This window comes from Asticcacaulis sp., from assembly GCF_051954415.1.
Classification (GTDB): Bacteria; Pseudomonadota; Alphaproteobacteria; order Caulobacterales; family Caulobacteraceae; genus Asticcacaulis.
Window position 1 is genome coordinate 124,052 of sequence record NZ_JBQCHT010000022.1, and the last position, 23,184, is coordinate 147,235.

Consider the following 23,184-nt stretch of genomic DNA (forward strand, 5'->3'; position numbering starts at 1 on the left):
CCACACGCACGGATTTTACCCGCAGCGGTTTCTGGCGATACTAAAGCGCCTGCCTCATCTCCGTCAGGCCGCGGCGCTTGACGGCGCGCATGACGCTGTCCAGGGCGCTGATCAGAGCGCCTGAGGTGAAGGGTTTGTTCAGGTGACCGTCGCCCCCGACCTGATACCCCATGTCGATCCGTTCGGCACTTTCATTGGCGCTCAGAAACAGGATGGGTGTATAGCCGAGATGAAAGCCATCTTCCATCAGACGAATTTCGCGCGTCGCCTGCAGGCCCGACATCCCCGGCATTTCCATATCCATCAGGACGGCGTCATATTCCGTGGTCTGGTAGGCTTCCAGGGCTTCCTGGCCGTCCGTGGCGAAATCGACATCTATCCCCGTAGCCGCCAGCATCAGATCGACCATTTTGCGCTGGGTAGCATTGTCTTCTACGCATAATAATTTCAAGGTCTTTCCCTCTTCCCTGATACAGGCTGTGCGGTTTCCGCGAATCACGACCTGTTACAAATATACACATTACGTGTTATCTGAATATGAGTTACGCAAGATGGATGCCATCATTATAGGCGGCGGCCCCGCCGGGATCAGTTGCGCCATCTGGCTGAAGAAGCTCGGGGTCGAATGCGTGGTGCTAGAGGCTTCCGCGCAACTGGGCGGTTTGCAGACGCGCAGCCCGTATGAAAATTTGTGGATACCGGGCGTACAGGGTAAAACCGGCCAGCAGGTGGCGGCTTCGCTGGCGGATCACGCGAAGGCGGTGAGCGTCGATGTGCGGCTGAATTGCCCGGCGGTTTCCGTCGAGGAGCAGCAGGTGACGACGCCCATTGGTACATTTTCCGCGCCCTATCTGGTGATCGCCACGGGTTCACAGCCACGTACCGGCGGCTTTACGGCCTCGGACCGGGTTGTTATCGGGCCAGGTACGGGAATGGAGGCGCTCAACGTCAAAGGCAAACGCGTGGCCATTCTCGGCGGCGGGGATAACGCCTTCGACCAGGCGCGGTTCGTGCGTGACAGGGGCGGGAAGGTGACGATCTTTTCGCGCCGTCCGCCTCGTGCACAGAAGCTGTTGCAGGACATGATCCCGGATGTGCCGGTAGTCGTCGGGCCATATAAGGCGGATCAGAGCGCGATGACCCTCAATGGCGAGGCGTTCGATGCGTTCGGCATCATGTTCGGCTTCGAAGCTGTGGTGCCGCAGGGGCTGAGACCTGACCTGGAAAACGGCTATATTCGCGTCGATCGCTTTGGCCAAACCAGCCTGCCGGGCGTCTATGCCTGTGGTGAAGTGACCGATTACTGGCATCCATGCGTGACCACTTCGGCGGCGCATGGCATTCAGGTGGCCAAGCAGATTTCGATCAAGCTGCAAAAGTAAGAAACCCCACCACCCCGCCCTAAGAAGGGCGCGGTCCCCCTCCCATCAAGATGGGGAGGTACAAAAATATTATACCTCCCCGGCTATGCTGGGGAGGGGGACCGCACGAGGCCAGCGGCCGAGATGTGGTGGTGGGGCTTCTTGCTTCTAACGCACATGCAGCATTTTTTTAACGCCATATTGAGCCGGATCGTCTATAACGGATCGCAATAAACTGGTGGGTGGCCGCAAAGGCCGTCGCGTGAACAGATCGAATGGCCAATATCCGTAGTGAATACAAACGCCTGCTGAAATCGGGCGAGATTATTCCCGATGCCGCCCAGAAGGCAGCCATCGAGGCATTGGTCGTGTTAGAGCGCCGCATCCGCCAGAGTCGCGCCCTGTGGCGGCGCCTCCTTGGCATCCAGCCGCGCGTCTGCGGACTCTACCTCTGGGGGCCGCCGGGCCGCGGCAAGTCCATGATGATGGACCTGTTCTACAACAATATTCACAAGATCCCGAAGCGTCGCGTCCACTTCCATGCCTTCATGGCTGAGGTCCATCACTATATCCGCCTGTGGCGCGAAAGCGATGCGAAGACCCGCAAGATCAATTTCGGCACGCATAAGGGCGACGATCCGATCGCGCCGGTGGCCCGCCTGATCGCCAGCCAGTCGCAGCTTTTGTGCTTCGACGAATTGCAGGTGACGGACATCGCCGACGCCATGATCCTCGGCCGGCTGTTCGAAGCGCTGTTTGCGCGCAAGGTCATTCTGGTCGCCACTTCCAACCGACCGCCGGACGATCTCTACAAGGACGGCCTGAACCGCGAGCATATCCTGCCCTTTATTGCCATGATCAAGGACCGCACCACGCTCGTTCAGGTCTCTGGCCCTAAGGATTTCCGGCTTGACCGCCTGCGCGGCGCGAAAACCTGGTTCTCGCCTTCCACCGAACCGCACGCCATTGCCGCCTTCAATACCCTGTGGGCCGACATGAAGCACCTGATGACCGAGATGGACGCAGTCCTGACGGTCAATGAGCGCAAGCTGCATTTCGCCCGCGCCGCCGGCCCGATGCTGCGCGCCACCTTCTCAGAACTGTGCGCCGCCAATAACGGCCCGGCCGATTATCTCGCCATCGCCGAGCGCTTTACAACGGTCTTCATCGAGGGCGTGCCGATTTTGTCGCCGTCCAACCGCAACGAGGCGAAGCGCTTCGTCACCCTGATCGATGCGCTTTATGAGGCCGGCACCAAGACGGTAATCCTGGCGGACGCCGAGCCGTCTTTGCTCTATCCGGTGGGCGATGGCGCCTTCGAATTCGAGCGTACGGTCTCGCGTTTGGAAGAAATGCGCTCCGAGGACTATCTGAACAGAGCAGGTTAGCGAAATCGATTGACCGCACTTATCCCCATTCTGTAGATGGGCCATGGCTGAACGTATCTATCTTTATGACTCCACGCTGCGCGACGGTGCGCAGGCGCAAGGAATCGATTTTTCTGTCGCCGACAAGCAGGCGATTGCGGCCGCGCTTGATGCCTTCGGTATTGACTATATCGAAGGCGGCTGGCCCGGCGCCAACCCAACCGACGACGCCTTTTTCGGCGCCCTGCCGAAGACGAAGACGGCGAAGATTTCGGCCTTTGGCATGACTCGTCGCGCCGGCCGTTCAGCCTCTAATGATCCCGGTTTGCAGGATCTGCTGGCGGTCAATACGCCGACCGTCTGCCTGGTCGGCAAAACCTGGGACTGGCAGGTCGAGACGGCGCTTAAGGTTTCCACCGCCGAAAACCTGCGCATGATCAGCGACAGCCTGGCCCATATCCGTGCCAATGGCCGCGAAGCCGTGTTTGATGCCGAGCACTTCTTCGACGGCTACAAGGCCAATCCCGCCTATGCCATTGAGGCGCTGAAGGCCGCGCATGAAGGCGGCGCCAACTGGCTGGTGTTGTGCGATACCAATGGCGGCTCCATGCCTTCCGAAGTCTATGGCATTGTCAGCGCCGTGAAGGCCGCCCTGCCCGACGCCAGGCTCGGCATCCACTGCCATAACGACACCGAGCAGGCTGTGGCCAACTCGCTGGCCGCAGTCGAAGCCGGCGTGCGTCAGGTGCAGGGTTGCATCAATGGCATCGGCGAGCGCTGCGGCAATGCCAATCTGATCGCCATTATCCCGACCCTGATGCTCAAGATGGGCTATGATACCGGCCTTTCGGCTGAGCAACTGACCCATATCGGCGAATTGTCGCGCCTGGTCGATGACCGCCTGAACCGCGCCCCCAACCGCCACGCGGCCTATGTCGGCTCATCCGCCTTCGCGCATAAGGGCGGTCTGCACGTCAGCGCCATGAACAAGGACAGCCGGTCCTACGAGCATATCGATCCCGCCCTGGTCGGCAATTCGCGTCTGATCCTGGTGTCGGACAAGGCCGGCCGCGCCAATATCGTCAACCGCCTGCACCAGATGGGCATAGAGGTTGCCGACGATGACGACCATATCGGCGAACTGGTCAAGGCGGTGAAGGAGCGCGAAGCCCTGGGCTATGCCTATGAAGACGCCAGCGCCAGTTTCGAACTGATGGCGCGTGAACGCCTGGGCCAGTTGCCGCGCTATTACGAACTGCAAAGCTATCGCGCGCTCAACGAATACCGCCTCGATGCGAAAGGCCGCGCCTTTGATGTCGCCGAGGCGACCGTGAAGCTGGTCGTCAAAGGCGAGCAGGTGATGAGCGTGGCCGAAGGCAACGGTCCGGTCAATGCGCTCGACGCTGCCCTGCGCAAGGCCCTGACGCCGCATTATCCGCAGCTCAATACCATGCACCTGAACGACTACAAGGTGCGCATCCTGACCCCTTCAGACGCCACCGCGGCGCTGACCCGCGTCATGATCGAAAGCCGCGATGACCAGGGTCGCACCTGGAACACGCTGGGCGTCAGCCACAATGTGATCGATGCGTCCTATAATGCGCTTTACGATGCGATTACCTATCACCTGCTGAAGGCAGGCGTTTGACCTTAAGATACCCCACCACCACGCCCTTTGGGCGCGGTCCCCCACCCCGACAAACGGGGAGGGGGACCGCACGAGGCAGCGCCTGCGCGGGCGAGATGTGGTGGTGGGGTTTCTTACCTCTCTTCGCAACGCGCACCGGACGATAGCGGTAGCGTGTGCTTACCCCGAATATCTGTGTAATCTGTGGATCAAAAAAAAACAGCTTCGCGCGCGCTTCCGGCCCTGGCAGGAAGGGGTATCCACAGATGACACAGATGTCCTTGATCGCCTCACGCTACCGCTATCGTCGGAGTTCGGTTCAGGCTATTCCAAAATCTTCCGCGCCTGTTCCAGATGCAGGCGCTCGACCATTTCACCATTCACCGATACGACGCCGGCCGCACTGCCTTCAAAGGCGGCGACAACCGCTTTAGCCCATACCACTTCCGCTTCCGAAGGGGAAAAGGCGGCTTCACACGCCGCGACCTGTGCCGGATGGATCAGGGTCTTGCCGTCGAAACCGAGACTGCGGCCCTGTGCGCATTCCGCTGCAAAGCCCGATTCATCCTTGAAGGCATTATAGACGCCATCGAGTACAGCCAGACCATTGGCCCGGCCATAAAGCACGATCTGCGACAGGGCGAACAGGATATCAGCGCGGGCCGCCATTGGCCGGGTACGCAGATCCTTGCGCAGGTCGTTCGGTCCGGCAATCAGACCCTTAACACCCGATGCCGCGATTTCCGCCAGATTGACCACGCCTTGCGCCGTCTCGATCATCGCCCACAGCGGTACGCCAGGCCAGAGATGTGCCACGCCGGTGATATCGGCCGCATTGTTCACTTTCGGGATGACCAGACCGTCGATCCGCAATCCTGCCAGCGCCTTGTGAATGCCACCCAGATATTGCGGATGGATGCGCACAAGTATCGTCTTGGCCACGAATGTACCCGCCAGCGCCTCCGCCAGCCGCACCAGCGCCCCGTCGCGCTCAGCATCGCCGACGGCATCCTCCAGGTCGAAGATCAGCGCACCGCATTGCAGCGTCGCTGCCTTGGCCATGGCCTTCGGATTGGCGCAGGGAATGAAGAGGGCAGAGCGCATCATGTGAGAGCCTTACGGACAGGGATTGGGATGGCTGAGGTGCAGGGCCATTACCGCCTTGTCGATCTCCGGCGTCCATTCCAGATCGAAGGCGTCGATATCGCTGATCAACTGTTCCATCGAACTGGCGCCTATAATGGTCGAGGTGACGAACGGCCGCTGATCGACGAATTTCAGTGCCAGTTGTTCGGGTTTCAGGCCCAGTTCGGCGGCCAGATCGACATATTTGTCGATCATCTCGATGCCGCCGGGGCCTTCGTAGCGATTGAGGCGCTGATAGAGCGTCTTGCGCGCGCCTTCCGGCAGGGCGCCATTGCGGTACTTGCCGGTCAGATAGCCTTGTGCCAGCGAGGAATAGGCCAGCAGACCGACATCTTCACGCAAGGCTACTTCCGCCAGGCCGTAGTCGAAGGCGCGGGAAACGAGCGAGTAGGCGTTCTGGATCGAGGCAATGCGCGGCAGGCCGTGCTTTTCCGATTCCGCCAGGAACTTCATCACGCCGTAGGGGCTCTCGTTCGACACGCCAATATGGCGGATACGTCCGGCCTTCACGTGGCGGTCGAGGCTTTCGAGGATAGCATGAAAGCTCTCATAATCGGCGTCGTAGTCGGTATAGTGGTGGAAGCCGAAGCCGGCATAGCGGCGGTCCGGCCAGTGCAGTTGGTAGAGGTCGATATAGTCGGTTTGCAGGCGATCCAGCGAGCCTTCGATGGCGGCATCGAGATGGTCGCGCGTATGGCGCGGGCCATTCCTGATCCAGGTCATGAAATCGGCGCGGCCGGCGGCCTTTGTGGCCAGGATAATGTCCTTGCGGTTGCCGCGCGCCTGAAACCATTCGCCGATGATCCGTTCGGTGGCGCCTTGCGTTTCCGGGCGCGGCGGAATGGCATAGGCTTCGGCCGTATCGAAGAAATTGATGCCGCGCGTCAGCGCATAATCCATCTGCGCCCAGGCATCGGTTTGCGACACCTGGCTGCCATACATCATGGTGCCGAGACAGACGCGGGAGACTTCAAGACCGGTGCGTCCGAGGGGGGAATATTTCATGCGGATTTGCCTAAATGACTTAGAATATCAAAGTCCCTGCGGGTGAGAGAATGCCTCTTGTCAGGAAAGCGCCACGGTCCCATATTATCACCAGAATGCCTTGGCAATACCGCGCCAGCGGCATCAGACATTTAACAGGGGTTTCAAACCTATGAACGACATGGACACTCGCTATATTGCCATGCCCACCGTGGAAGAACAGGCCAAGGATATGGGCCTGCGCAACTTCCTGCTGGGCATCTATCAGAAAATGGCGCTGGGCCTCGTGGTCACCGGCGGCATGGCCTGGGCCGTGGCCAACTCGCCTTTCCTGATCCAGCTTCTCTACAATTTCACTGCTGACGGCCGCGTCACCGGTTATACGCCTCTGGGCTGGATCTTCGCCTTCGCGCCGCTGGTGCTGAGCTTCATTTCCGGCCGCTTCATGAACGGTCTGAACGCGGCGGTTTCGGGTGCCTTCTACTGGGTGTTCGTCGCCATCATGGGCGTGTCTCTGTCGTCGATCTTCCTGCTCTACACCGGCATCTCGATCGCCACCATCTTTTTTGTGACCGCAGCCACCTTCGGCGTCGTCAGCCTGATCGGCTATACCACCAAGGTCAACATGTCGGGCTGGGGCGGCTTCTTCTCGGCCTCGGTCCTGGGCCTGATCATTGCCGGCCTGGTCAATGCCTTCATCCTCAAGAGCGGCATCATGATGATGGCGATGTCGGGTATCGGCGTGGTTCTGTTCTCGGCCCTGATTGCCTATCAGACCCAGTCGCTGAAGTCGCTGTACTATTCGGCGGGTCAGCTTTCGGCCAATCATCGCGCCGCCCTGACCTATATCGGCGCCATCGGCCTCTATGTCAGCTTTATCAACCTGTTTCTCAGCCTGCTGAACCTGTTTGGCGGCCGTCGTTAAGAGCTGATACATCTGAACTGAAAACCCCTCCGGAAGCCATTCCGGAGGGGTTTTCTTTTAAAGAACGTCGAACCTGCGTTTATCCAGCACGGCCAGCACGGGGCCCAGTTCGCGGCCACGTTTTAGGATCAGGCCGACCTGGTTGAAGACGGCAAAAGCGCCCTGCTTGCGGGCAAGCGACGGGCGTTTCTCAATACGGTAAAGCGGGGCTTCATTGGAGCGGCGGAAAATATTGAAGGCCACGGCGTCGGCAAGCTGATCTATGGCGTAATCGCGCCACTCACCGGAGGCGACATGTTGTCCGTATAGCCGCAGGATCAGTTCCAGTTCCTTGCGTTCAAAGAAGACCGGGCCTGGCTTTCCGGCATTTTGCGGCTGCGAGGCGTTAAAGGCGCCGCTCAAATCCTGAATACTCATAAGCCCAAGACTCCGCAGGAAATCTGACCTGATTACGCCTGATGCGGCTGAATCGCGCAAGTAAATTCATAAGGTCGTCTTTATGGGAAAGTTATGAAAAGGACGCGATATGACCTTAATTTGGCCCTTCCACGGCCCGCTTCCCCATCGATTATGCAGATGTCGGCCGAGGCGACTTGCTCGGGTTCCCCCCTGAACAGCCCCCCCAGCCCCCGGAATCCAGTAGTCCCCCGGCCGGCAGACATTTCTTCTTCCCCGAGATATTCTGGCGCTGCTACGTTTTCCCCCTCGTAGCGGCGTCTTTTTTTGGCATTTTTCCGCTCAGGCGCCGCGGGGCTTCTCGCATAGGCTCGGGCGGGCGCTTGCCCTTGCCAGATTTCATTGAAATCTGGATTTTATTCCGCCCAGAGGCCGACCTTGGCCCTGGGCATGGCGGCGAAGAAGGGCAGGGCCTCGACCTGGGCCAGCCAGCCGCTGACATTGCCGAACCCCTTCAGGTCCACCCCGCCTTCCGGTGCGTGGGCGACATAGGCATAGCAGGCGAGATCAGCGAGGGTGACGGTGCCACCCACCAGCCAGGCGCGGCCTTCCAGATGTTCATTCATCACATGCAGGAAGTCGTGCGCGATGGCATGGGCTGTATCGATATCCGCCGGGGCATTGAAGAGGTTGATCCGCCGCGCCGTGGCCATGCCGTAGGCGATCGGGCCGGAGGTCTTGCCCAGCCAGGCCATGATCTGCCCGAATTGTGCCGGGTCACGCGGCAGCAACCGACCATCATCGTAACGCAGCGCCAGATAGGTCATGATGCCGATGGAATCCCAGATGATTGTGCCATTGTCATCGATCACCGGCACTTGGCCGAACGGGTTCATCTGCAGGAAGGCTTCCGACTTCTGCTCCTTGGCGCGCAGGTTGACCTCGATCAGCTCAAACGGCAGGTCGAGCGCCCGCAAGGTCAGCAGCACCCGGTGGGCATTACCCGAAAGGTGCATGGAATAGAATTTGATCGGTGCGGCGGGCTGGGTCATGGCAGCTTATCCTTGAGGTCAGGCGGCCGACTATACACCCTGACGCAGATAAAGCGCGAGACGCATTCCGGCATCCGCGATGACAAATACCGCCGGGCCGATCATGGCGATGGCCAGAAACCGCCAGCCGCCGCCCCGGCGCAGAATATAGATACCGCAGACGATGGCCACGACAGCAAAGATCAGGCTCTGCACCACGAAGGATTGTGCGGCAGCCGGCACAGCCGTGACAAGGTTCAGTATCACGGCATAGAGGGCCGCGGCCAGTCCGGCGATGGTGATGATGAGCGGCAGGCGGTTTTTCATGATCCCGTTCTTACGGCGCGCCCGTGCGGAAAGCAACAAACCGCGGCACCTCACCGCATTGCGCTTTTGGCCGGCAAGGCTATGATGCGATTATGAAAACATATGATGTCGTAATCGTTGGCGCCGGCATGGCCGGCATGACCCTGGCCTTGGCCCTGAAATCCGGCGGGCTGGACGTGGCCCTGGTTGAGCGGCAACCCTTCGATGACATGCTGGATGTCAGTTTTGACGGCCGCGCCTCGGCCATCGCCTATGCCTGTTTCCGCCAGTGGAAGGCGCTGGGCGTCGGCGATGTGCTGGAAAAGTATGCCTGCCGCATGGACGAAATCTTCGTCACCGACGGCCACTTGCCGGGGGCTTCGGCGCCTAAGCCCCTGCCGTTTTTCCTGCATTTCGCCTCGGAGGAAATTTCCGATCGCACCGGCGATGAGCCCCTGGGCTACATGGTCGAGAACCGCCAGGTGCGCAAGGCGCTGTACGAAGAGGTCATCAACCAGGGCATCCGCCTGATCAGTCCGGCTTCGGTGATCGATAATCGTGAGGACGGTTCCTTCGCCGAGGTTGATCTGGATACGGGAGAGACTCTGCGCGCACCGCTGATCGTCTCGGCGGAAGGCCGCAAGTCCACCCTGCGCGAAAAGGCCGGTATCAAATATATCAACTGGACCTATGAGCAGAGCGCCGTGGTCTGCACCGTGCAGATGGAACATTCGCACAATCACGTCGCCTATGAGCACTTCCTGCCCACCGGTCCGTTCGCCATCCTGCCGCTGAACGACAACCGCGCCTGCATTGTCTGGTCGGAAACCCATGCGAAAGCGAAAGCGCTGATGCAGGTTGATGACCAGTTGTTTTACGATCACCTGATCGGGCGTTTCGGCGAATTTCTTGGCGAACTCACATTGGTGGGCGAGAAATTCATCTATCCGCTGGGCCTGGGCCTGGCGGAAGAGATGCACAAGGGCCGGCTGGCCCTGCTGGGCGATTCCGCCCACGGCATCCATCCGATCGCCGGACAGGGGCTTAATCTCGGCCTCAAGGACGTGGCGGCCCTGGCCGAGGTACTGATCGAGGCGGCGCGCCTGGGTGAAGATATCGGCAGCGACCTGGTGCTGGAACGCTATGCCAAGTGGCGGCGCTTCGATAATGTCTCGACCTCCGTGGTGATGGACGGCTTTGTGCGCCTGTTCTCCAATGGCAATCCGCTGCTGCGGGCTGTGCGTGGCGTCGGCATCGGCCTGTTCAACAAGGTGTCCGCCCTGCGCCAGTTCGTCATGGAAGACGCCGGCGCGGCCACGGGTGACCTGCCGAAACTGCTGCGGGGAGAGCTGGTGTGAGGCCGCTCTGGCTGATCCTGTGTATGCTGGGATTGGCCGTACCCGCCGTGGCGCAGGAATCGAACTGGATCACTGCGCCGGGCGTATCTGCCGCTCCAGTGGTTCTGCATTTCCGCAAGGATATCACGCTCGACAAGACACCGGCGCATCTCTGGGTCGATGTCAGCGCTGACAACCGCTTTCTGCTGTATATCAACGGCCAGCGCGTGGCTTCCGGTCCGGCCACCAGCGATCTGGCGCACTGGCGATATGCCCGCATCGATCTCGCGCCCTGGCTGAAGGCAGGCTCGAACGCCATCAATGCCACGGTGTGGAATTTCGTCATTCCGGGTGAGGACGACCTCAAGAAGCAAACCGGACCGCTATCGCAGCAATCGGCGGGAACGGGCTTTTATCTCAGGGCCGAAGACAGCGCTTATGCGGGCCTGGATAGCGGTCCCGGCTGGCAGGTGGCGCCAGACAGCGGCCATAGGGCTACATCCGGCATGGCGCAGATCGATACGCCGGACTGGCTGGGCTATTATGTCGCCGGCGCGCCGGAAAACATCGATGCGCGCCAACCGGTGATCGGCTGGCAAGCGGCGACGGCATCTTCACCCCGGAACCTGACGCCCGATCCCCTGCCGCAAATGACCTATGAATTGACCGATAATGGCCGGTTGGTGCGCGGCGAAGGCTCTTTCCCCGATGCACCGCAGGTCATTCCGGCCCACAGCCATGTCACCCTTCTGATCCGCCGCGACAACATGGTGGCGGCCTATCCGCGGCTTCGGGTTTCCGGCGGCAAGGATGCAATGATCAGGGCGACCTACGCTGAAGCGCTTTATGACAAGGCAGGCAGAAAAGGCGTGCGCGACGCGGTCGACGATCGCACCATTCGCGGCCTGACTGACACCTTTGTTGCCAGTGGGGAGCCGGTCAGCTTCGAGCCGCTGCACTGGCGGGTCTGGCGCTTCCTGCAACTGGACATCGAGACGAAAGGTCAGCCGCTGACGCTCGAACGCCTGGAAACCCATGAAACCCACTATCCATTTGAAGCCATTGGCCGGTTCCACTCCAGCGATCCGGCGCTCAATGAAATATGGGATATCGGCTGGCGCACGGCGCGGCTCGATGCGCATGAGACCTATATGGACTCCGCCTACTGGGAACAGTTGCAATATGTCGGCGACACCCGCATCCAGATGCTGATTTCCTATGCGGTTTCGGGGGACAAACGGCTGGCGGTCAATGCTATCGATGCGTTCGGCTGGTCCGATACCGAAGGCGGACTGACCGAGGGGGCCTATCCCAGTCGTGGCCATAATCCGATCGCGCCGTTTTCGCTGCTGTGGATCGGCATGATGCACGACTACTGGATGAACCAGCCGGATACGGCCGTCATTTCGCGCAATTTGCCGCGTGCCCGCGAGGTGCTGGCCTGGTTCAGGCCCTTTGTTCACGCCAGTGGCCTGCTCGGCAAGAACCCGACCTGGAATTTCGTCGACTGGGTTGGCAAGGATCGTGACGCCTTCCCCAGCTTCGACCGCAATGGGGAATCCTGTCTGACCTCGCTGATCTATCTCGGCGCCCTGCAGCAGGCCGCTGATCTGGAGGAGGCGTTAGGTGATGCCCGAATAGGCGCAACCGACAGAGCGCAGGCTGAAACTGTGCGCGCCGGCATTCAGGACAACTGCTGGGATGCAAACCGCCATCTGTTCGCCGACGATCCGTCGAAGACCCTGTTTTCGCAACAAACCAATGCCCTGGCCGTACTCTATGATGTCGCGCCGAAGGACCAGCAAGCGGATATCCTGACCCGTATCACCGCACATGGCATTGAGCCGCCGGAAGGGCTGATCCCGGTCAGCTATTATTTTTCGTGGTATCTGGTGCGGGCCTATGAACATGCCGGATTGAGCGACCGCTATCTTGACCTGCTGCAAACCTGGCGCGATCTGCTGCCTCTGCACTTCTCGACCTGGCCGGAAGCGAAACTGGAAGACCGCTCGGACAGCCATGCCTGGAGCGCGCACCCGACCGCCGACCTGCTGGCCATTGTCGCCGGCGTGCAATCGGCAGCGCCCGGCTATGCGAGGGTGCGGATTACGCCACACCTCGGCAATCTGGAGCAACTGGAAGCCACCGCGCAAACGCCTTGGGGACCAGTAAGCGTTCATTACGCACAAACGAAGACTGGCCTGTCTGCCGAGATCGACATGCCTTCCGGTCTGCCGGGTGATTTCATATGGAACGGCAAAAGCTACCCGCTCACGGCCGGCAAAAACCGCTTTACGCCTTGACCGGTTCGAACTTGCGGGCCTGATCGACCAGCATGATCGGCACACCGGAGCGGATGGGGAAGGCCAGGCCGGCCGTCGGGCTGATCAGTTCCTGCGCCGCCTTGTCATAGGTCAGCGGCCGGCGTGTGACCGGACAGACCAGGGCTTCCAGCAGGCGCGGATCGATTTCCAGCTCGTTCTTGGCGTAGGTTTCGATATCGGTCATGGCGAGCCTCAGGAGAAAAGTAGCGAGGAGAGGCGGCGGCGGCCGGCCTTTGTCAGTTCGGATGAGGCGCCAAGCGCGGTGAAGATCTTGAACAGATAGGTGCGGGCGGCCTGACCGTTCCATTCCGGCTCGTACTTGACGATTTCCAGCAGGGCATTCATCGCCTCCGCCATCTCACCCTGGGCAGCCAGGGCACGACCGAGGTCATACCAGGCATCAAAATCCCGGCCATTGGCGGCGATCTTGGTGCGCAGGCCAGTGATATCGGTGGGCGCACCCTCAGCCAGTTCGAGCGCGGCGCGCAGGCCCAGAATATCGGCATCTTTTGTATCCGCCGGCACTTGATCGAGCGTAGCCCTGGCATGGTCCGGCTGTTGCAGTTTCAGGTAAATCCGCGCCATGCCGGCAATGGCCCTGGTATTTTCCGGATCCTGTTCCAGCACGAAAGCATAGGCTTCCATGGCGCTGGGCATATCGCCGTCTTCCACCGACTTGGTGGCCAGGGCCAGGGCATCATCGACCGACGGACTGCCGTCACCGGCCACGCCCAGCTTGTCGATAAAGGCGCGCAGTTCGGTTTCCGACTTGGCGCCCATGAAACCATCCACCGGACGCCCGCCGACAAAGGCGTAGACGGTGGGGATGGACTGGACGCGCATCTGGGCGGCGATGGCCTGGTTTTGATCGACATCGATCTTGACCAGTTTCACCTTGCCCTTCTGCTCGCCGATGACCTTTTCCAGCGCCGGACCCAACTGGCGGCACGGACCGCACCAGGTGGCCCAGAAATCGACAATGACCGGCTGGGTCATTGAGGCTTCGATGACGTCAGCCATGAAGGTGTTTTCAGAACCGTCGATGATATTGGGGTCGTTGCTGGCCATGGTGTACCTCTCAAGCGTGGCTTAGCTCAGATGGTGTTTGTGTTCAACCGGTTCAAGGCAGGAAGGTTCAGCCACAGATGTCACAGATGGGCACAGATGAATTTTAGTGTGTTTTGACTCAGGTGTTATAAAACGTAGCGTTTGTAATCCAGGCGCGAAGCGCCGAAATTGAGCAAAAGTCCCTTCTTTAACCCGGATGCTTTCAGATAATTAACGACCTGAGCATCTTCGGTTCCCGACAGGCGCGTTTGCGCCTTGAGTTCGACAAGGATCGTACCAAAACAAATAAGGTCCGCACGAAACAGACATGGCAGGGCTTCACCCTTATAGATAACCGGCAATGAACATTCGCGGGCATATGGAATATTCAGGTGAGATAGTTCACGAGACAGGGCTTCATGGTAAACCGATTCCAGAAAGCCACTTCCCAGAATTCCATGCACCTCCATTGCGGCACCTATAATAGTATAGGTTTGCGGATCACGCTGATCAGACACCTTCTCCCCTTTCCGATGGCCCACTAAACTATTCACACACTCGGATTATCTGTGCCCATCTGTGACATCTGTGGCTAAACCCCTTACATCAATGTCGCGAAATCCACGATCACCAGTTCACGGCCCAGAGACCCTATAAACGCCCGGAAATCCGCCTGGGATAAAGAAGTCGTGGCCGTATTGGTCAGGGGGTGGAAATTGACGATCTCTGCATCGGCCAGGGCCTTGTCGAGGATAAACCGCACCTTGTGTTCCGGATCATTGATCAGGCCCAGCGCCGTCACCGAACCCGGCCGCACGCCCAGGGCATTATAAAGCCGGTCTTCCGAACCAAAGCTGAGGCGGCCCGAACCGATTACCTTCGGCAGGATCTTCAGCGGAATCTGCGTCGATTGCTCGGCCGAGATCAGCCAGAGCTGCCCTTTGTCGTCCTTCAGGAACAGGTTCTTGGTATGGGCGCCGGGAAGCTGCGACTTTATGTCGTCGCCTTCCCCGACGCGAAAGACGGCTTCATGGGTCAGGGTGCTTGTTTTCAGGCCCAAATCATTTAAGGCTTCGAGCAGTTTTTCAGGCGTGTAGAGCGGATCGGTCATGATCCGCCTTTACCGCAATCCTTTTGACGATGGAACTGCCAGATGGAACTTGAGTGCTTTGTCATGACCACCTATCCGCCGGAAATCGTGCCCGGCCGGCCGGAGCGGGAATGGATGGACAGTTTTCAGTCCCGCTTCCCCTATCGCTGCCTGCCGCTCACCATGGCAAACACCACCGGCTGGGAAATTCTTTGCCCCACCGATATCACCATCATCTGGAACGGCGGCATCGGCAAGAACGACCTGACGATCACCTGCGATGCCGACCCCAACTATAATCTGGAACACCTGGTCTCATCGCACTTCACCCACGGCGTGGTGACCTTTCATACCGGTTTCCTGTTCCGCACCCCGCCCGGCTATGCCGTGCAGGCGTCCGGTGCGCCCAACCAGGTCAAGGACGGCATCGCGCCGCTGACCGGGCTGGTGGAAACCGACTGGCTGCCCTTCCCCTTCACCATGAACTGGCTGATGACGCGTCCCGGCATGGTGACCTTCAAAAAGGGCGAACCCTTCTGCTTTATCCAGGTGGTGCAGCACAAGGGCCAGGACGATATCCAGCCGGTGATCAAGTCGCTGGAAAGCGATCCGGAGCTGAAGAAACAGTTCGATGCCTGGGCCCGGACGCGGCAGGAATTCAATGATAGCCTGGTGAGGCGTGATCCCGATGCGGTCAAGGAAGCCTGGCAGAAATTCTATTTCAAGGGCGAAAAGCCGGACCCGACGGGCCAGGTGATCGAAAAGGTCGATGACCATATCAACCGCCGCCGCCTGAAGACCCCCAAGGTCATTCGCCCGAAAAAGACGCGCTAAAAGTAGGACCGAGGCCAGTGGCCCCGGTCCTGTCTGTTTAAGCGAAGCCGCGCAGCCGCATCAGCGCATCGCGGTTGACGTCGCGGCCGAGGAAATTGCGATAGGCGACATCCTGCGGAATGGTGTCGCCCACGCTGAGGATATTGTCGAAATAGTTCTTGGCGGTCGGACCATCGAACGGCCCGCCCTCGGTCATGAACTTCTCATAGGCGTCGGCCACCAGCGCGTCCGACCACAGGTACGAGTAATAGCCTGCCGAATAACCGTCATCGGCGAAGATGTGCGCGAACTGGGTCGGGCGGTGACGCATGACGATTTCGGTCGGCATGTTCAGCCTGGCCAGTTCGCTTTTCTCAAAGGCATCAATGTCGATATCGACATCGCCGGCCAGGTGATATTTCATGTCGATCAGGGCGCAGGCCAGGTATTCGACCGTGGCGAAACCCTGGTTGAATTTCGACGAACGCACCAGCTTTTCCTGCAATTCGGCAGGCATCGGCTTGCCGGTTTCATAGTGGATGGCGAACTGGTTCAGCACCACCGGCAGGGGCAGCCAGTGCTCGTTGAGCTGCGACGGGAACTCGACGAAATCGGTCGCCGTATTGGTGCCGCCCTGGCTCGGATAGTAGGCATTGGACGACAGGGCGTGGATGGCGTGGCCAAACTCATGGAACATGGTCTCGGCGTCATCCCACGAGATCAGGATCGGCTGACCTGGCTCGGCCTTGATGAAGTTGCAGTTGTTCGAGCAGATGCAGATGTGGTCCAGCATATAGGACTGGCCCTGATACTCGGTTTCCCAGGCGCCGGAGGATTTACCTTCGCGGGCGTAAGGGTCGTAGTACCACACGCCAACCTGCTTGCCGGCGCGCATCACCTTGTAGGTCGTCACGTCCGGATGGAACACCGGCACGTCCTTTACCTGAATGAACTCGAAGCCATACATCTTGTTGGCGGCCCAGAACATGGCGTCCTGTATCTTGTTCAGTTGCAGGTAGGGCTTCACTTCCGACTCATCGAGATCGTACTTCGCCTTCTTTACCTTCTCGGCATAGAAGCGATAATCCCAGGCGGCGATCGTAATGTTGGCGCCCTCGGCATCGGCGATCTTCTGCATGTCGGCCACTTCTTCGTGGACGCGATTGACCGCCGGCCCCCACACCGCCTCCATCAGGTTCATGGCATTGTCCGGGGTCTTGGCCATGGCCACTTCCAGGCGCCAGTGGGCGTGGGTCGGGTAGCCATAGAGCTTGGCGCGCTTCGCCCGCAGCTTGAGGATCTGCGAACCGATCTGCTTGTTGTCCCACTGGTCGTTATTGTCGCCGCGCATGATATAGGCGCGCCACACCTTTTCGCGCAGGTCACGGCGGGTCGAATAGGTGGTGAAGGGCTCCATGGCCGAACGGGTGTTCTGCACGGCATACATACCGTCTTTACCCAATTCCTTGGCCTTGGAGGCCAGGGCGGCGATGAAGGGTTCCGGCAGGCCGTCAAGGTCATCCTTGGTAATAAAGGTGGCCTGCGCCTCGTCGTGCTTCAGGTTGTTCGAGAAGCGATTGAACAGGGTGGCCAGTTGCTGATTGATATCGGCCACTTCCTTCTTTTGCGCTTCCGAAAGCTTGGCGCCGGCGCGGACGAAGTTGTTGTACTTCTTCCACAACAGGCGGTCCTGCTGCGGATTGAGTTTCAGGCTGTCGCGCTGGTTATAGACCGCCTCGATGCGCTGGAAGAGGTCGGCATTCTGGGTGATTTCATCACCGAACGCCGCCTTGATCGGCGACAGTTTGGCGGAGACATCCGGGAAGCCGCCGGTCGAGAGATTTGAATCCCAGACATTATAAACCGCGCCGACGCGGTCATAGGCGGCGCCGGAAGTCTCATAGGCTTCGATGACGTTCTGGAAGGTCGGCTGGGCCGGATTATCCGTAATCGCCCTGATCTCTGCGCGCATGGCGTCCATGGCCGTCAAGGTCGCCGGTTCGAAATCGGCAATCTTCACCTTGTCGAAAGAGGGCACGCCGCCATAGGGACCGGTCCAGGCTTGAGTCAGATAGGCGGTAGCGATGGCGATGCCTCCAGTGCTTTGCGCGAATGTGGGGGTGACGAAGGCTGCGGTGCTGGCGCCGGCCATCAGGCCAAGGGCGGAGCGGCGGTTCATTTGGGGTGAAGGCAAGGTGAACTCTCCTGTAGGTACGCGCATCTTAATCCGAAAAGTGCATCACACTTTTCGGGATGCGCTCTATGGGTGCAGGGCAGAAATGGCCTGTTTACGGCACATGACAAAAGTCGTAACTGATGAACCTATAGACCGCAACAAACGCGGCCAAATTAAGTTTTCGTAACACAGGAAATCAGTTCATGGCGATTGGCGTTTTTGATTCCGGCATCGGCGGTTTGAGCATCCATCGCGCCCTGGTCGATCGTCTGCCCCAGGCCGATTTCGTCTATCTCGCCGATCAGAAACACGCGCCCTATGGTGATCGCTCCGGCGAGGAGATCGTCGAGCTGACCAGGGCCGGCTGCGAAACCCTGTTCGAGGCCGGCGCGTCTCTGGTGGTGCTGGCCTGCAATACCGCTTCCGCCGTGGCCCTGCGCCGCCTGCAATCGACCTGGCTGGCCCAGTTCCGCAAAACCTATAAGCGTCCGGTCAATGTGCTGGGTATCATCGTCCCCACCATCGAGGCCGCCACCGGCCTGCCCTGGGAACACGAGGCCGAACGCCGCGGCGAGAAGATCGAAAAGCTTGATGTCATCGGCGTGTTCTCGACCGTCGCCACCGCCCGTTCGCGCGTCTACGAAATCGAAATCGACAAGCGCCGCCAGGATATCGCCGTCTTCACCGAAGCCTGCTCCGGCCTGGCCGACATGATCGAGCAGGGCGCCGCGCGCGAAGACCTCTCGGCCAAGATCAAGGGCCATGTCGAGTCTTTGCGCATCCGCATCGGCCGCTATCCCGACCGCGCTATCCTCGGCTGCACCCACTATGAACTGGTGGCCGATCTCTTCCGCGAACACCTGCCCACCGGCACGCCGCTGATCCACCAGCCCGCACCGGTCTCCAAGGCCTTGGCGGACTATATCGAGCGCCACCCGGAATATACCATTGGCGATACCGGCCAGCGCGAATTCCTCACCACCGGCGAGCCGCGCACGCAATCGGCGCTGATCGAAGCTTTCTGGGGCGCGCCGCTCACGTTCGCGGCGGTTAGCGCGGTGAAAGTAGCGTAAGGCCAGGAGGCACGGCCTCCTGGACCTCATAACTCGTTAGTGATTAACCGTTTAACGACAAAAAACCGGACCTCTTGAGGCCCGGTTTTTTGTCGTTCATTGACTAGCCACTATCGCGTTTCGGGGTCAAGGGGTCCGCGACCCCTTGCCTGCCTACTCCGCCGCGATATCCACCGGCAGCGACGTCCGGATCAGGTGATCAAAGGCCGACAGCGCCGCCTTGGAGCCTTCGCCCATGGCAATGACGATCTGTTTGTACGGGACGGTGGTGGCATCGCCGGCGGCGAAGATGCCGTGCGCCGAGGTTTCGCCGCGGTCATTGATCTCGATCTCGCCACGCGGGGAGAGGTTGATCGTGTCCTTCAGCCATTCGGTATTGGGCAGCAGGCCGATCTGCACGAAGATGCCTTCCAGTTCGATCGTGTGCTGCGTGTCGTGAATGCGATCCTTGTAGACCAGGCCCGTCACCTTATCGCCATCGCCCAGCACTTCCGTGGTCTGGGCTTCGGTGATGACCGTCACGTTCGGCAGGCTGTAGAGCTTGCGTTGCAGCACGGCATCGGCACGCAGTTCCGGCGCGAATTCCAGCAGGGTGACATGGGCCACTATGCCGGCCAGGTCGATGGCCGCTTCGACACCGGAATTGCCGCCGCCGATCACCGCTGTGCGCTTGCCCTTGAAGAGCGGACCATCACAGTGCGGGCAATAGGCCACGCCCTTGTTGCGGTACTGGTCTTCGCCGGGCACATTCATCTGGCGCCAGCGGGCACCGGTCGAGATGACCACGGTGCGGGCCCGCAGGGCGGCGCCGCTTTCGAGCTGCACCTCGGCCAGCCCGCCGGGTTCGGAGGCCGGGATCAGCTTCGTCGCCTTTTGCAGATTCATGATATCGACGTCGTATTCCCTGACATGCTGCTCCAGCGCCGTGGCCAGTTTTGGTCCTTCAGTGTGCGAGACCGAGATGAAGTTCTCGATCGCCATGGTATCAAGCACCTGGCCGCCGAAACGCTCGGCCACCACGCCGGTGCGGATGCCCTTACGCGCCGCATAGATGGCCGCCGCCGCACCCGCCGGGCCGCCACCCACGATCAGCACATCGAATTCCGACTTGGCGTCAATCTTGGCAGCTTCACGCGCCTGGGCGCCGGTATCGATCTTGGCCAGGATCTGTTCCAGCCCCATGCGGCCCTGGCCGAAGGGCTGGCCATTGACCAGGATGGTCGGCACGGCCATGACCTGGCGCTTTTCGACCTCGTCCTTGAACAGGGCGCCATCGATAGCGACATGCTTGATCTTGGGGTTCAACACGCTCATCAGGTTCAGCGCCTGCACCACGTCCGGGCAGTTCTGGCAGGTCAGCGAGAAATAGGTTTCGAACTTCAGCTCGCCATCTATTTCCAGCGCCTTGACCTGCTCGATCACATCGGCCTCGACGCGCGGCGGGTGGCCGCCGACCTGCAGCAGGGCCAGGACCAGCGAAGTGAATTCATGTCCCATCGGCAGGCCAGCGAAGGTGACGCTGATATCGGAACCGGGGCGAACAATGGCGAAAGAGGGCACGCGGGCACCGCTGCCACCGGTTTTGAGCGAAACCTTATCCGAGGCTTCGACGATATCGTTCAGTAGCTCGACCATCTCGCGCGACTTTGCGCTGTCATCGACCGTGGCGACCAGTTCAATCGGCATCCGGAGGTTTTCCAGATACGCCTTCAGTTGCGTCTTCATCCCTGCGTCAAGCATGGTGGTACTCCGTTAGAAATAGGGGGAAATCATTGTCCATATTTGGGCTCCGCAGAGCTCAGATAAGGAGAATGAACTTACCTCCTCCCTTGCGAAGCGGGGGAGGTGGCTGTGAGCGTAGCGAACAGACGGAGGGGGCCACTTTACAACCAGTGCGGCCCCCTCCGTCAGCGACACCGGCTCTGCGAGCCTCGCGCTGCCACCTCCCCCGTACGCTGCGCAGGGGAGGAGAAGGGCTTTAGATTTTACCCACGAGGTCGAGCGAAGGGGCGAGCGTCTTTTCGCCTTCTTCCCACTTGGCCGGGCAGACTTCGCCAGGGTGCGAGGCGACATATTGCGCGGCCTTGACCTTGCGGAGCAGTTCGGTGGCGTTACGGCCGACGCCTTCCGAGGTGATTTCCATGAATTGGATGATGCCATCCGGATCGACCAGGAAGGTGCCGCGGTCAGCCAGGCCAACGCCCGGACGCATCACGTCGAAATTGTTGGTGATCGTGCCGGACTGGTCGCCAACCATGTAGTAATTGATCTTGCTGATGGCGGGCGAGGTGTCGTGCCAGGCCTTGTGCGAGAAGTGCGTGTCGGTCGAGACCGAGAACACTTCGACGTTCATCTTTTGCAGTTCGGGATAGATGCCGGCCAGGTCTTCCAGCTCGGTCGGGCAGACGAAGGTGAAGTCGGCAGGGTAAAAGAAGAAGATGGACCACTTGCCCTTGGTGTCGGCATCCGAGATGTCGACGAACTTGCCGGCCTTGTAAGCGGTCGCCTTGAACGGCTTGATGGCGGTGTTGATGAGAGCCATGGGGTATTTCCTTGAGTAAGAGTGGGACCGGGTTAAGCGGTACGGGGGGACAATCGCTCAAAACAATCAATAGAGCAAATTTGTTTTATTTTATTTTTGCATAGATTTTTTTTATGAGGGTGCCAGCGCCGCCTCGGCCCTCAAAACCGCCGAAATGGCATTGACGGTTGAGGCGATGCGCAGGGCCGCCTGTATCTGAACCGCGGTGACGCCGTGATTGCGCAGCACCTTTTCGTGGCTGTCCATGCACAGGCCGCAGGCATTGACCGCCGAAACCGCCAGCGACCACAGTTCGAAATCGACCTTATCGACGCCGGGATTGGTCAGGATATTCATGCGCAGGCCGGCGCGCATTTTTTCATACTCCTTGTTCTGCATCAGGTGCAGGGCGCGGAAATAGACATTGTTCAGGCCCATGATGGCGGCGGCGGCCCTGGCGGCGGTGACCGCTTCCGGTGTGAGCACCTCACCGGCGGCGGCTTCGATATGACGCACCACCGCCGGCACGCCGATGGCATGGGCGCAGGAGAGAAAACTGCCCCATTTCTGCTGGTCACTCAGAATCGTTTCACCCAATAGGTTGGTCAGGTTCGACGACAAGTCTTTGGCGTAGGCAGGGATCAGGCTTTGCAGGATATCAATGGACATAGGAACCTCAGCGCATAGAATGTGATTATGAATTTTGACAATTCAATAAACTGATCTTATATAGCCATCATGCTCCCGACTCTCAGACAATTGCAATATCTCAAGCTGCTGGCCGAACATAAGAGCTTCGGCGGCGCGGCGGAAGCGGCCTTCGTGTCGCAGCCGGCGCTGTCCTCCGGTATCGCCGAACTGGAAAAAATCCTGGGCGTCCGTGTGGTCGATCGCTCACGCGGGCAGGTGATCCTGACGGCCGTCGGGGAAGAAACACTCAAGCGTTCGGAAGATATCCTGGCGCGAGCTGAAGACCTGGTGGAGGCGGCGCGTGGCGCCAATCGCCCGCTGACCGGCCGTTTCCGGCTGGGCGTCATCCCCACGGTTGCCCCTTTCCTGCTGCCCAAGGCGCTGCTGAAACTGCGCAAGGATTTCCCCGACCTGCGCCTGTTCCTGCGTGAGGATCAGACGGCCCGCCTGATCGCCTCGCTGAAATCCGGTGCGCTCGATGCCGCCGTTATCGCCCTGCCCTATGATCTGGCCGGTCTGGATCACGCCTTTATCTGCAAGGACGAGATCGTGGCGGCTACGCCGTTCGGCCACCGCCTGTCCGGCGGCGACCGCATCGCCCCGGAAGACCTGAAGAACGAGGAACTGATCCTGCTGGAGGACGGTCACTGCCTGCGCGATCATGCGCTCGCTGCCTGTTCGTGGACCTCGCCCACCGGCACCTCGGAATCGCTGTCGACCTATGCCGCCAATCACGGTGGCGGCTTCGCGGCGACCTCACTAAATACGCTCGTCCAGATGGTCGGTTCCGGTCTGGGCGTCTCCCTGCTGCCGGCGATGGCGGTGGACTCCGGCATGGTGAAAGCCGATGAGGTCTGCGTGCGACCCCTTGCCTCGGATCACGCCTTCCGCGATATTGTCGTCATCTGGCGCGCTGGTTCCAGCCGCGCCGCCGAAGCGCGATTGCTGGCCGAAAAGCTCAAGGAGTAGA

Annotated in this window: 23 protein-coding genes; 9 read left to right on the forward strand and 14 right to left on the reverse strand. The window is 59.9% G+C overall.

The window, feature by feature from the left end; genetic code table 11:
- Positions 1-40: 40 nt before the first annotated feature.
- A complete protein-coding gene (locus tag ACTHND_RS07675; protein ID WP_440177359.1) occupies positions 41-451 on the reverse strand; it encodes a response regulator in 411 nt (136 codons plus the stop codon).
- A gap of 100 nt (positions 452-551) precedes the next feature.
- Between ACTHND_RS07675 and ACTHND_RS07680 the strand changes: the two genes are divergently transcribed.
- From ACTHND_RS07680 to cimA, 3 genes are all read left to right on the forward strand, one after another.
- Positions 552-1,382, forward strand: a complete 831-nt coding sequence (locus ACTHND_RS07680; RefSeq protein ID WP_440177360.1) for an NAD(P)/FAD-dependent oxidoreductase — start codon at positions 552-554, stop codon at positions 1,380-1,382.
- A gap of 254 nt (positions 1,383-1,636) precedes the next feature.
- Complete coding sequence (gene zapE / locus ACTHND_RS07685) at positions 1,637-2,749, forward strand: cell division protein ZapE (RefSeq protein WP_440177361.1); 1,113 nt, start codon at positions 1,637-1,639, stop codon at positions 2,747-2,749.
- A gap of 43 nt (positions 2,750-2,792) precedes the next feature.
- Complete coding sequence (gene cimA / locus ACTHND_RS07690) at positions 2,793-4,376, forward strand: citramalate synthase (protein ID WP_440177362.1); 1,584 nt, start codon at positions 2,793-2,795, stop codon at positions 4,374-4,376.
- Positions 4,377-4,679: 303 nt separating this feature from the next.
- On the opposite strand, the gene ACTHND_RS07695 is transcribed toward cimA, so the two are convergent.
- Together ACTHND_RS07695 and ACTHND_RS07700 are read right to left on the reverse strand one after the other, a co-directional pair.
- The gene (locus ACTHND_RS07695; RefSeq protein ID WP_440177363.1) at positions 4,680-5,462 is read right to left on the reverse strand and encodes an HpcH/HpaI aldolase/citrate lyase family protein; all 783 of its coding nucleotides are present in this window, start codon (positions 5,460-5,462) and stop codon (positions 4,680-4,682) included.
- Between the two features lie 9 nt (positions 5,463-5,471).
- Positions 5,472-6,506 (reverse strand): aldo/keto reductase, encoded by a 1,035-nt coding sequence (locus ACTHND_RS07700; protein WP_440177364.1) that lies wholly within the window; start codon positions 6,504-6,506, stop codon positions 5,472-5,474.
- Between the two features lie 151 nt (positions 6,507-6,657).
- Here ACTHND_RS07700 and ACTHND_RS07705 point away from each other — a divergent pair, with 151 nt between their 5' ends.
- The gene (locus ACTHND_RS07705) at positions 6,658-7,410 is read left to right on the forward strand and encodes a Bax inhibitor-1/YccA family protein (RefSeq protein WP_440177365.1); all 753 of its coding nucleotides are present in this window, start codon (positions 6,658-6,660) and stop codon (positions 7,408-7,410) included.
- Positions 7,411-7,467: 57 nt separating this feature from the next.
- On the opposite strand, the gene ACTHND_RS07710 is transcribed toward ACTHND_RS07705, so the two are convergent.
- From ACTHND_RS07710 to ACTHND_RS07720, 3 genes are all read right to left on the reverse strand, one after another.
- Complete coding sequence (locus ACTHND_RS07710) at positions 7,468-7,827, reverse strand: DUF2794 domain-containing protein (RefSeq protein ID WP_440177366.1); 360 nt, start codon at positions 7,825-7,827, stop codon at positions 7,468-7,470.
- 395 nt (positions 7,828-8,222) lie between these two features.
- Entirely contained in the window at positions 8,223-8,858 is a 636-nt protein-coding gene (locus ACTHND_RS07715; RefSeq protein ID WP_440177367.1) for a glutathione S-transferase family protein, read from the reverse strand.
- Positions 8,859-8,888: 30 nt separating this feature from the next.
- Positions 8,889-9,164: a hypothetical protein gene (locus tag ACTHND_RS07720; protein WP_440177368.1), complete on the reverse strand. Its 276-nt coding sequence runs from the start codon at positions 9,162-9,164 to the stop codon at positions 8,889-8,891.
- Between the two features lie 92 nt (positions 9,165-9,256).
- Between ACTHND_RS07720 and ACTHND_RS07725 the strand changes: the two genes are divergently transcribed.
- Together ACTHND_RS07725 and ACTHND_RS07730 are read left to right on the forward strand one after the other, a co-directional pair.
- Complete coding sequence (locus ACTHND_RS07725) at positions 9,257-10,501, forward strand: UbiH/UbiF/VisC/COQ6 family ubiquinone biosynthesis hydroxylase (RefSeq protein WP_440177369.1); 1,245 nt, start codon at positions 9,257-9,259, stop codon at positions 10,499-10,501.
- Positions 10,498-12,783 carry an alpha-L-rhamnosidase-related protein gene (locus ACTHND_RS07730; protein WP_440177370.1) on the forward strand — a complete coding sequence of 762 codons (2,286 nt, stop codon included), beginning with the start codon at positions 10,498-10,500 and terminating at the stop codon, positions 12,781-12,783. Before ACTHND_RS07725 ends, ACTHND_RS07730 begins: the two co-directional genes overlap by 4 nt.
- Here the strand turns inward: ACTHND_RS07730 and ACTHND_RS07735 are convergent.
- From ACTHND_RS07735 to ACTHND_RS07750, 4 genes are all read right to left on the reverse strand, one after another.
- Positions 12,773-12,988, reverse strand: a complete 216-nt coding sequence (locus ACTHND_RS07735; RefSeq protein WP_440177371.1) for a Trm112 family protein — start codon at positions 12,986-12,988, stop codon at positions 12,773-12,775. The genes ACTHND_RS07730 and ACTHND_RS07735 overlap by 11 nt on opposite strands.
- Before the next feature lie 8 nt (positions 12,989-12,996).
- Positions 12,997-13,872, reverse strand: coding sequence for a thioredoxin (gene trxA / locus ACTHND_RS07740; protein ID WP_440177372.1), 876 nt, complete (start codon positions 13,870-13,872; stop codon positions 12,997-12,999).
- Between the two features lie 125 nt (positions 13,873-13,997).
- Entirely contained in the window at positions 13,998-14,369 is a 372-nt protein-coding gene (locus tag ACTHND_RS07745) for a GxxExxY protein (protein ID WP_440177373.1), read from the reverse strand.
- A gap of 83 nt (positions 14,370-14,452) precedes the next feature.
- On the reverse strand, positions 14,453-14,962 hold the full coding sequence (locus tag ACTHND_RS07750) for a prolyl-tRNA synthetase associated domain-containing protein (protein WP_440177374.1): 510 nt from the start codon (positions 14,960-14,962) through the stop codon (positions 14,453-14,455).
- A 42-nt stretch (positions 14,963-15,004) separates the two neighbouring features.
- Between ACTHND_RS07750 and ACTHND_RS07755 the strand changes: the two genes are divergently transcribed.
- Positions 15,005-15,775, forward strand: coding sequence for a DUF6065 family protein (locus tag ACTHND_RS07755; protein WP_440177375.1), 771 nt, complete (start codon positions 15,005-15,007; stop codon positions 15,773-15,775).
- 37 nt (positions 15,776-15,812) lie between these two features.
- Here the strand turns inward: ACTHND_RS07755 and ACTHND_RS07760 are convergent, their stop codons facing one another.
- Positions 15,813-17,933 (reverse strand): M3 family metallopeptidase, encoded by a 2,121-nt coding sequence (locus tag ACTHND_RS07760; protein WP_440177412.1) that lies wholly within the window; start codon positions 17,931-17,933, stop codon positions 15,813-15,815.
- A gap of 200 nt (positions 17,934-18,133) precedes the next feature.
- Between ACTHND_RS07760 and ACTHND_RS07765 the strand changes: the two genes are divergently transcribed.
- Positions 18,134-19,003, forward strand: coding sequence for a glutamate racemase (locus ACTHND_RS07765; RefSeq protein WP_440177376.1), 870 nt, complete (start codon positions 18,134-18,136; stop codon positions 19,001-19,003).
- A 153-nt stretch (positions 19,004-19,156) separates the two neighbouring features.
- Here the strand turns inward: ACTHND_RS07765 and ahpF are convergent, their stop codons facing one another.
- The 3 genes from ahpF to ACTHND_RS07780 form a co-directional block, all read right to left on the reverse strand.
- Positions 19,157-20,743: an alkyl hydroperoxide reductase subunit F gene (gene ahpF / locus ACTHND_RS07770; RefSeq protein ID WP_440177377.1), complete on the reverse strand. Its 1,587-nt coding sequence runs from the start codon at positions 20,741-20,743 to the stop codon at positions 19,157-19,159.
- A 238-nt stretch (positions 20,744-20,981) separates the two neighbouring features.
- On the reverse strand, positions 20,982-21,545 hold the full coding sequence (ahpC, locus tag ACTHND_RS07775; protein WP_440177378.1) for an alkyl hydroperoxide reductase subunit C: 564 nt from the start codon (positions 21,543-21,545) through the stop codon (positions 20,982-20,984).
- A gap of 111 nt (positions 21,546-21,656) precedes the next feature.
- Positions 21,657-22,193 carry a carboxymuconolactone decarboxylase family protein gene (locus ACTHND_RS07780; protein ID WP_440177379.1) on the reverse strand — a complete coding sequence of 179 codons (537 nt, stop codon included), beginning with the start codon at positions 22,191-22,193 and terminating at the stop codon, positions 21,657-21,659.
- 69 nt (positions 22,194-22,262) lie between these two features.
- On the opposite strand from ACTHND_RS07780, the gene ACTHND_RS07785 reads away from it, so the two are divergent.
- Entirely contained in the window at positions 22,263-23,183 is a 921-nt protein-coding gene (locus tag ACTHND_RS07785; protein ID WP_440177380.1) for a hydrogen peroxide-inducible genes activator, read from the forward strand.
- The last annotated feature ends 1 nt before the right edge of the window (position 23,184 follow it).

Bases quoted from the DNA above. Each gene is read 5' to 3' on its own strand.
- trxA (WP_440177372.1), bottom strand. From the start codon at position 13,872: ATGGCCAGCAACGACCCCAATATCATCGACGGTTCTGAAAACACCTTC.
- ACTHND_RS07755 (WP_440177375.1), top strand. From the start codon at position 15,005: ATGGAACTTGAGTGCTTTGTCATGACCACCTATCCGCCGGAAATCGTG.
- ACTHND_RS07785 (WP_440177380.1), top strand. From the start codon at position 22,263: ATGCTCCCGACTCTCAGACAATTGCAATATCTCAAGCTGCTGGCCGAA.
- ACTHND_RS07700 (WP_440177364.1), bottom strand. From the start codon at position 6,506: ATGAAATATTCCCCCCTCGGACGCACCGGTCTTGAAGTCTCCCGCGTC.
- ACTHND_RS07735 (WP_440177371.1), bottom strand. From the start codon at position 12,988: ATGACCGATATCGAAACCTACGCCAAGAACGAGCTGGAAATCGATCCG.
- ahpC (WP_440177378.1), bottom strand. From the start codon at position 21,545: ATGGCTCTCATCAACACCGCCATCAAGCCGTTCAAGGCGACCGCTTAC.
- ACTHND_RS07680 (WP_440177360.1), top strand. From the start codon at position 552: ATGGATGCCATCATTATAGGCGGCGGCCCCGCCGGGATCAGTTGCGCC.
- ACTHND_RS07720 (WP_440177368.1), bottom strand. From the start codon at position 9,164: ATGAAAAACCGCCTGCCGCTCATCATCACCATCGCCGGACTGGCCGCG.
- cimA (WP_440177362.1), top strand. From the start codon at position 2,793: ATGGCTGAACGTATCTATCTTTATGACTCCACGCTGCGCGACGGTGCG.
- ACTHND_RS07750 (WP_440177374.1), bottom strand. From the start codon at position 14,962: ATGACCGATCCGCTCTACACGCCTGAAAAACTGCTCGAAGCCTTAAAT.
- ahpF (WP_440177377.1), bottom strand. From the start codon at position 20,743: ATGCTTGACGCAGGGATGAAGACGCAACTGAAGGCGTATCTGGAAAAC.
- ACTHND_RS07710 (WP_440177366.1), bottom strand. From the start codon at position 7,827: ATGAGTATTCAGGATTTGAGCGGCGCCTTTAACGCCTCGCAGCCGCAA.
- ACTHND_RS07725 (WP_440177369.1), top strand. From the start codon at position 9,257: ATGAAAACATATGATGTCGTAATCGTTGGCGCCGGCATGGCCGGCATG.
- ACTHND_RS07760 (WP_440177412.1), bottom strand. From the start codon at position 17,933: ATGAACCGCCGCTCCGCCCTTGGCCTGATGGCCGGCGCCAGCACCGCA.
- ACTHND_RS07715 (WP_440177367.1), bottom strand. From the start codon at position 8,858: ATGACCCAGCCCGCCGCACCGATCAAATTCTATTCCATGCACCTTTCG.
- ACTHND_RS07695 (WP_440177363.1), bottom strand. From the start codon at position 5,462: ATGATGCGCTCTGCCCTCTTCATTCCCTGCGCCAATCCGAAGGCCATG.
- ACTHND_RS07765 (WP_440177376.1), top strand. From the start codon at position 18,134: ATGGCGATTGGCGTTTTTGATTCCGGCATCGGCGGTTTGAGCATCCAT.
- ACTHND_RS07705 (WP_440177365.1), top strand. From the start codon at position 6,658: ATGAACGACATGGACACTCGCTATATTGCCATGCCCACCGTGGAAGAA.
- ACTHND_RS07780 (WP_440177379.1), bottom strand. From the start codon at position 22,193: ATGTCCATTGATATCCTGCAAAGCCTGATCCCTGCCTACGCCAAAGAC.
- zapE (WP_440177361.1), top strand. From the start codon at position 1,637: ATGGCCAATATCCGTAGTGAATACAAACGCCTGCTGAAATCGGGCGAG.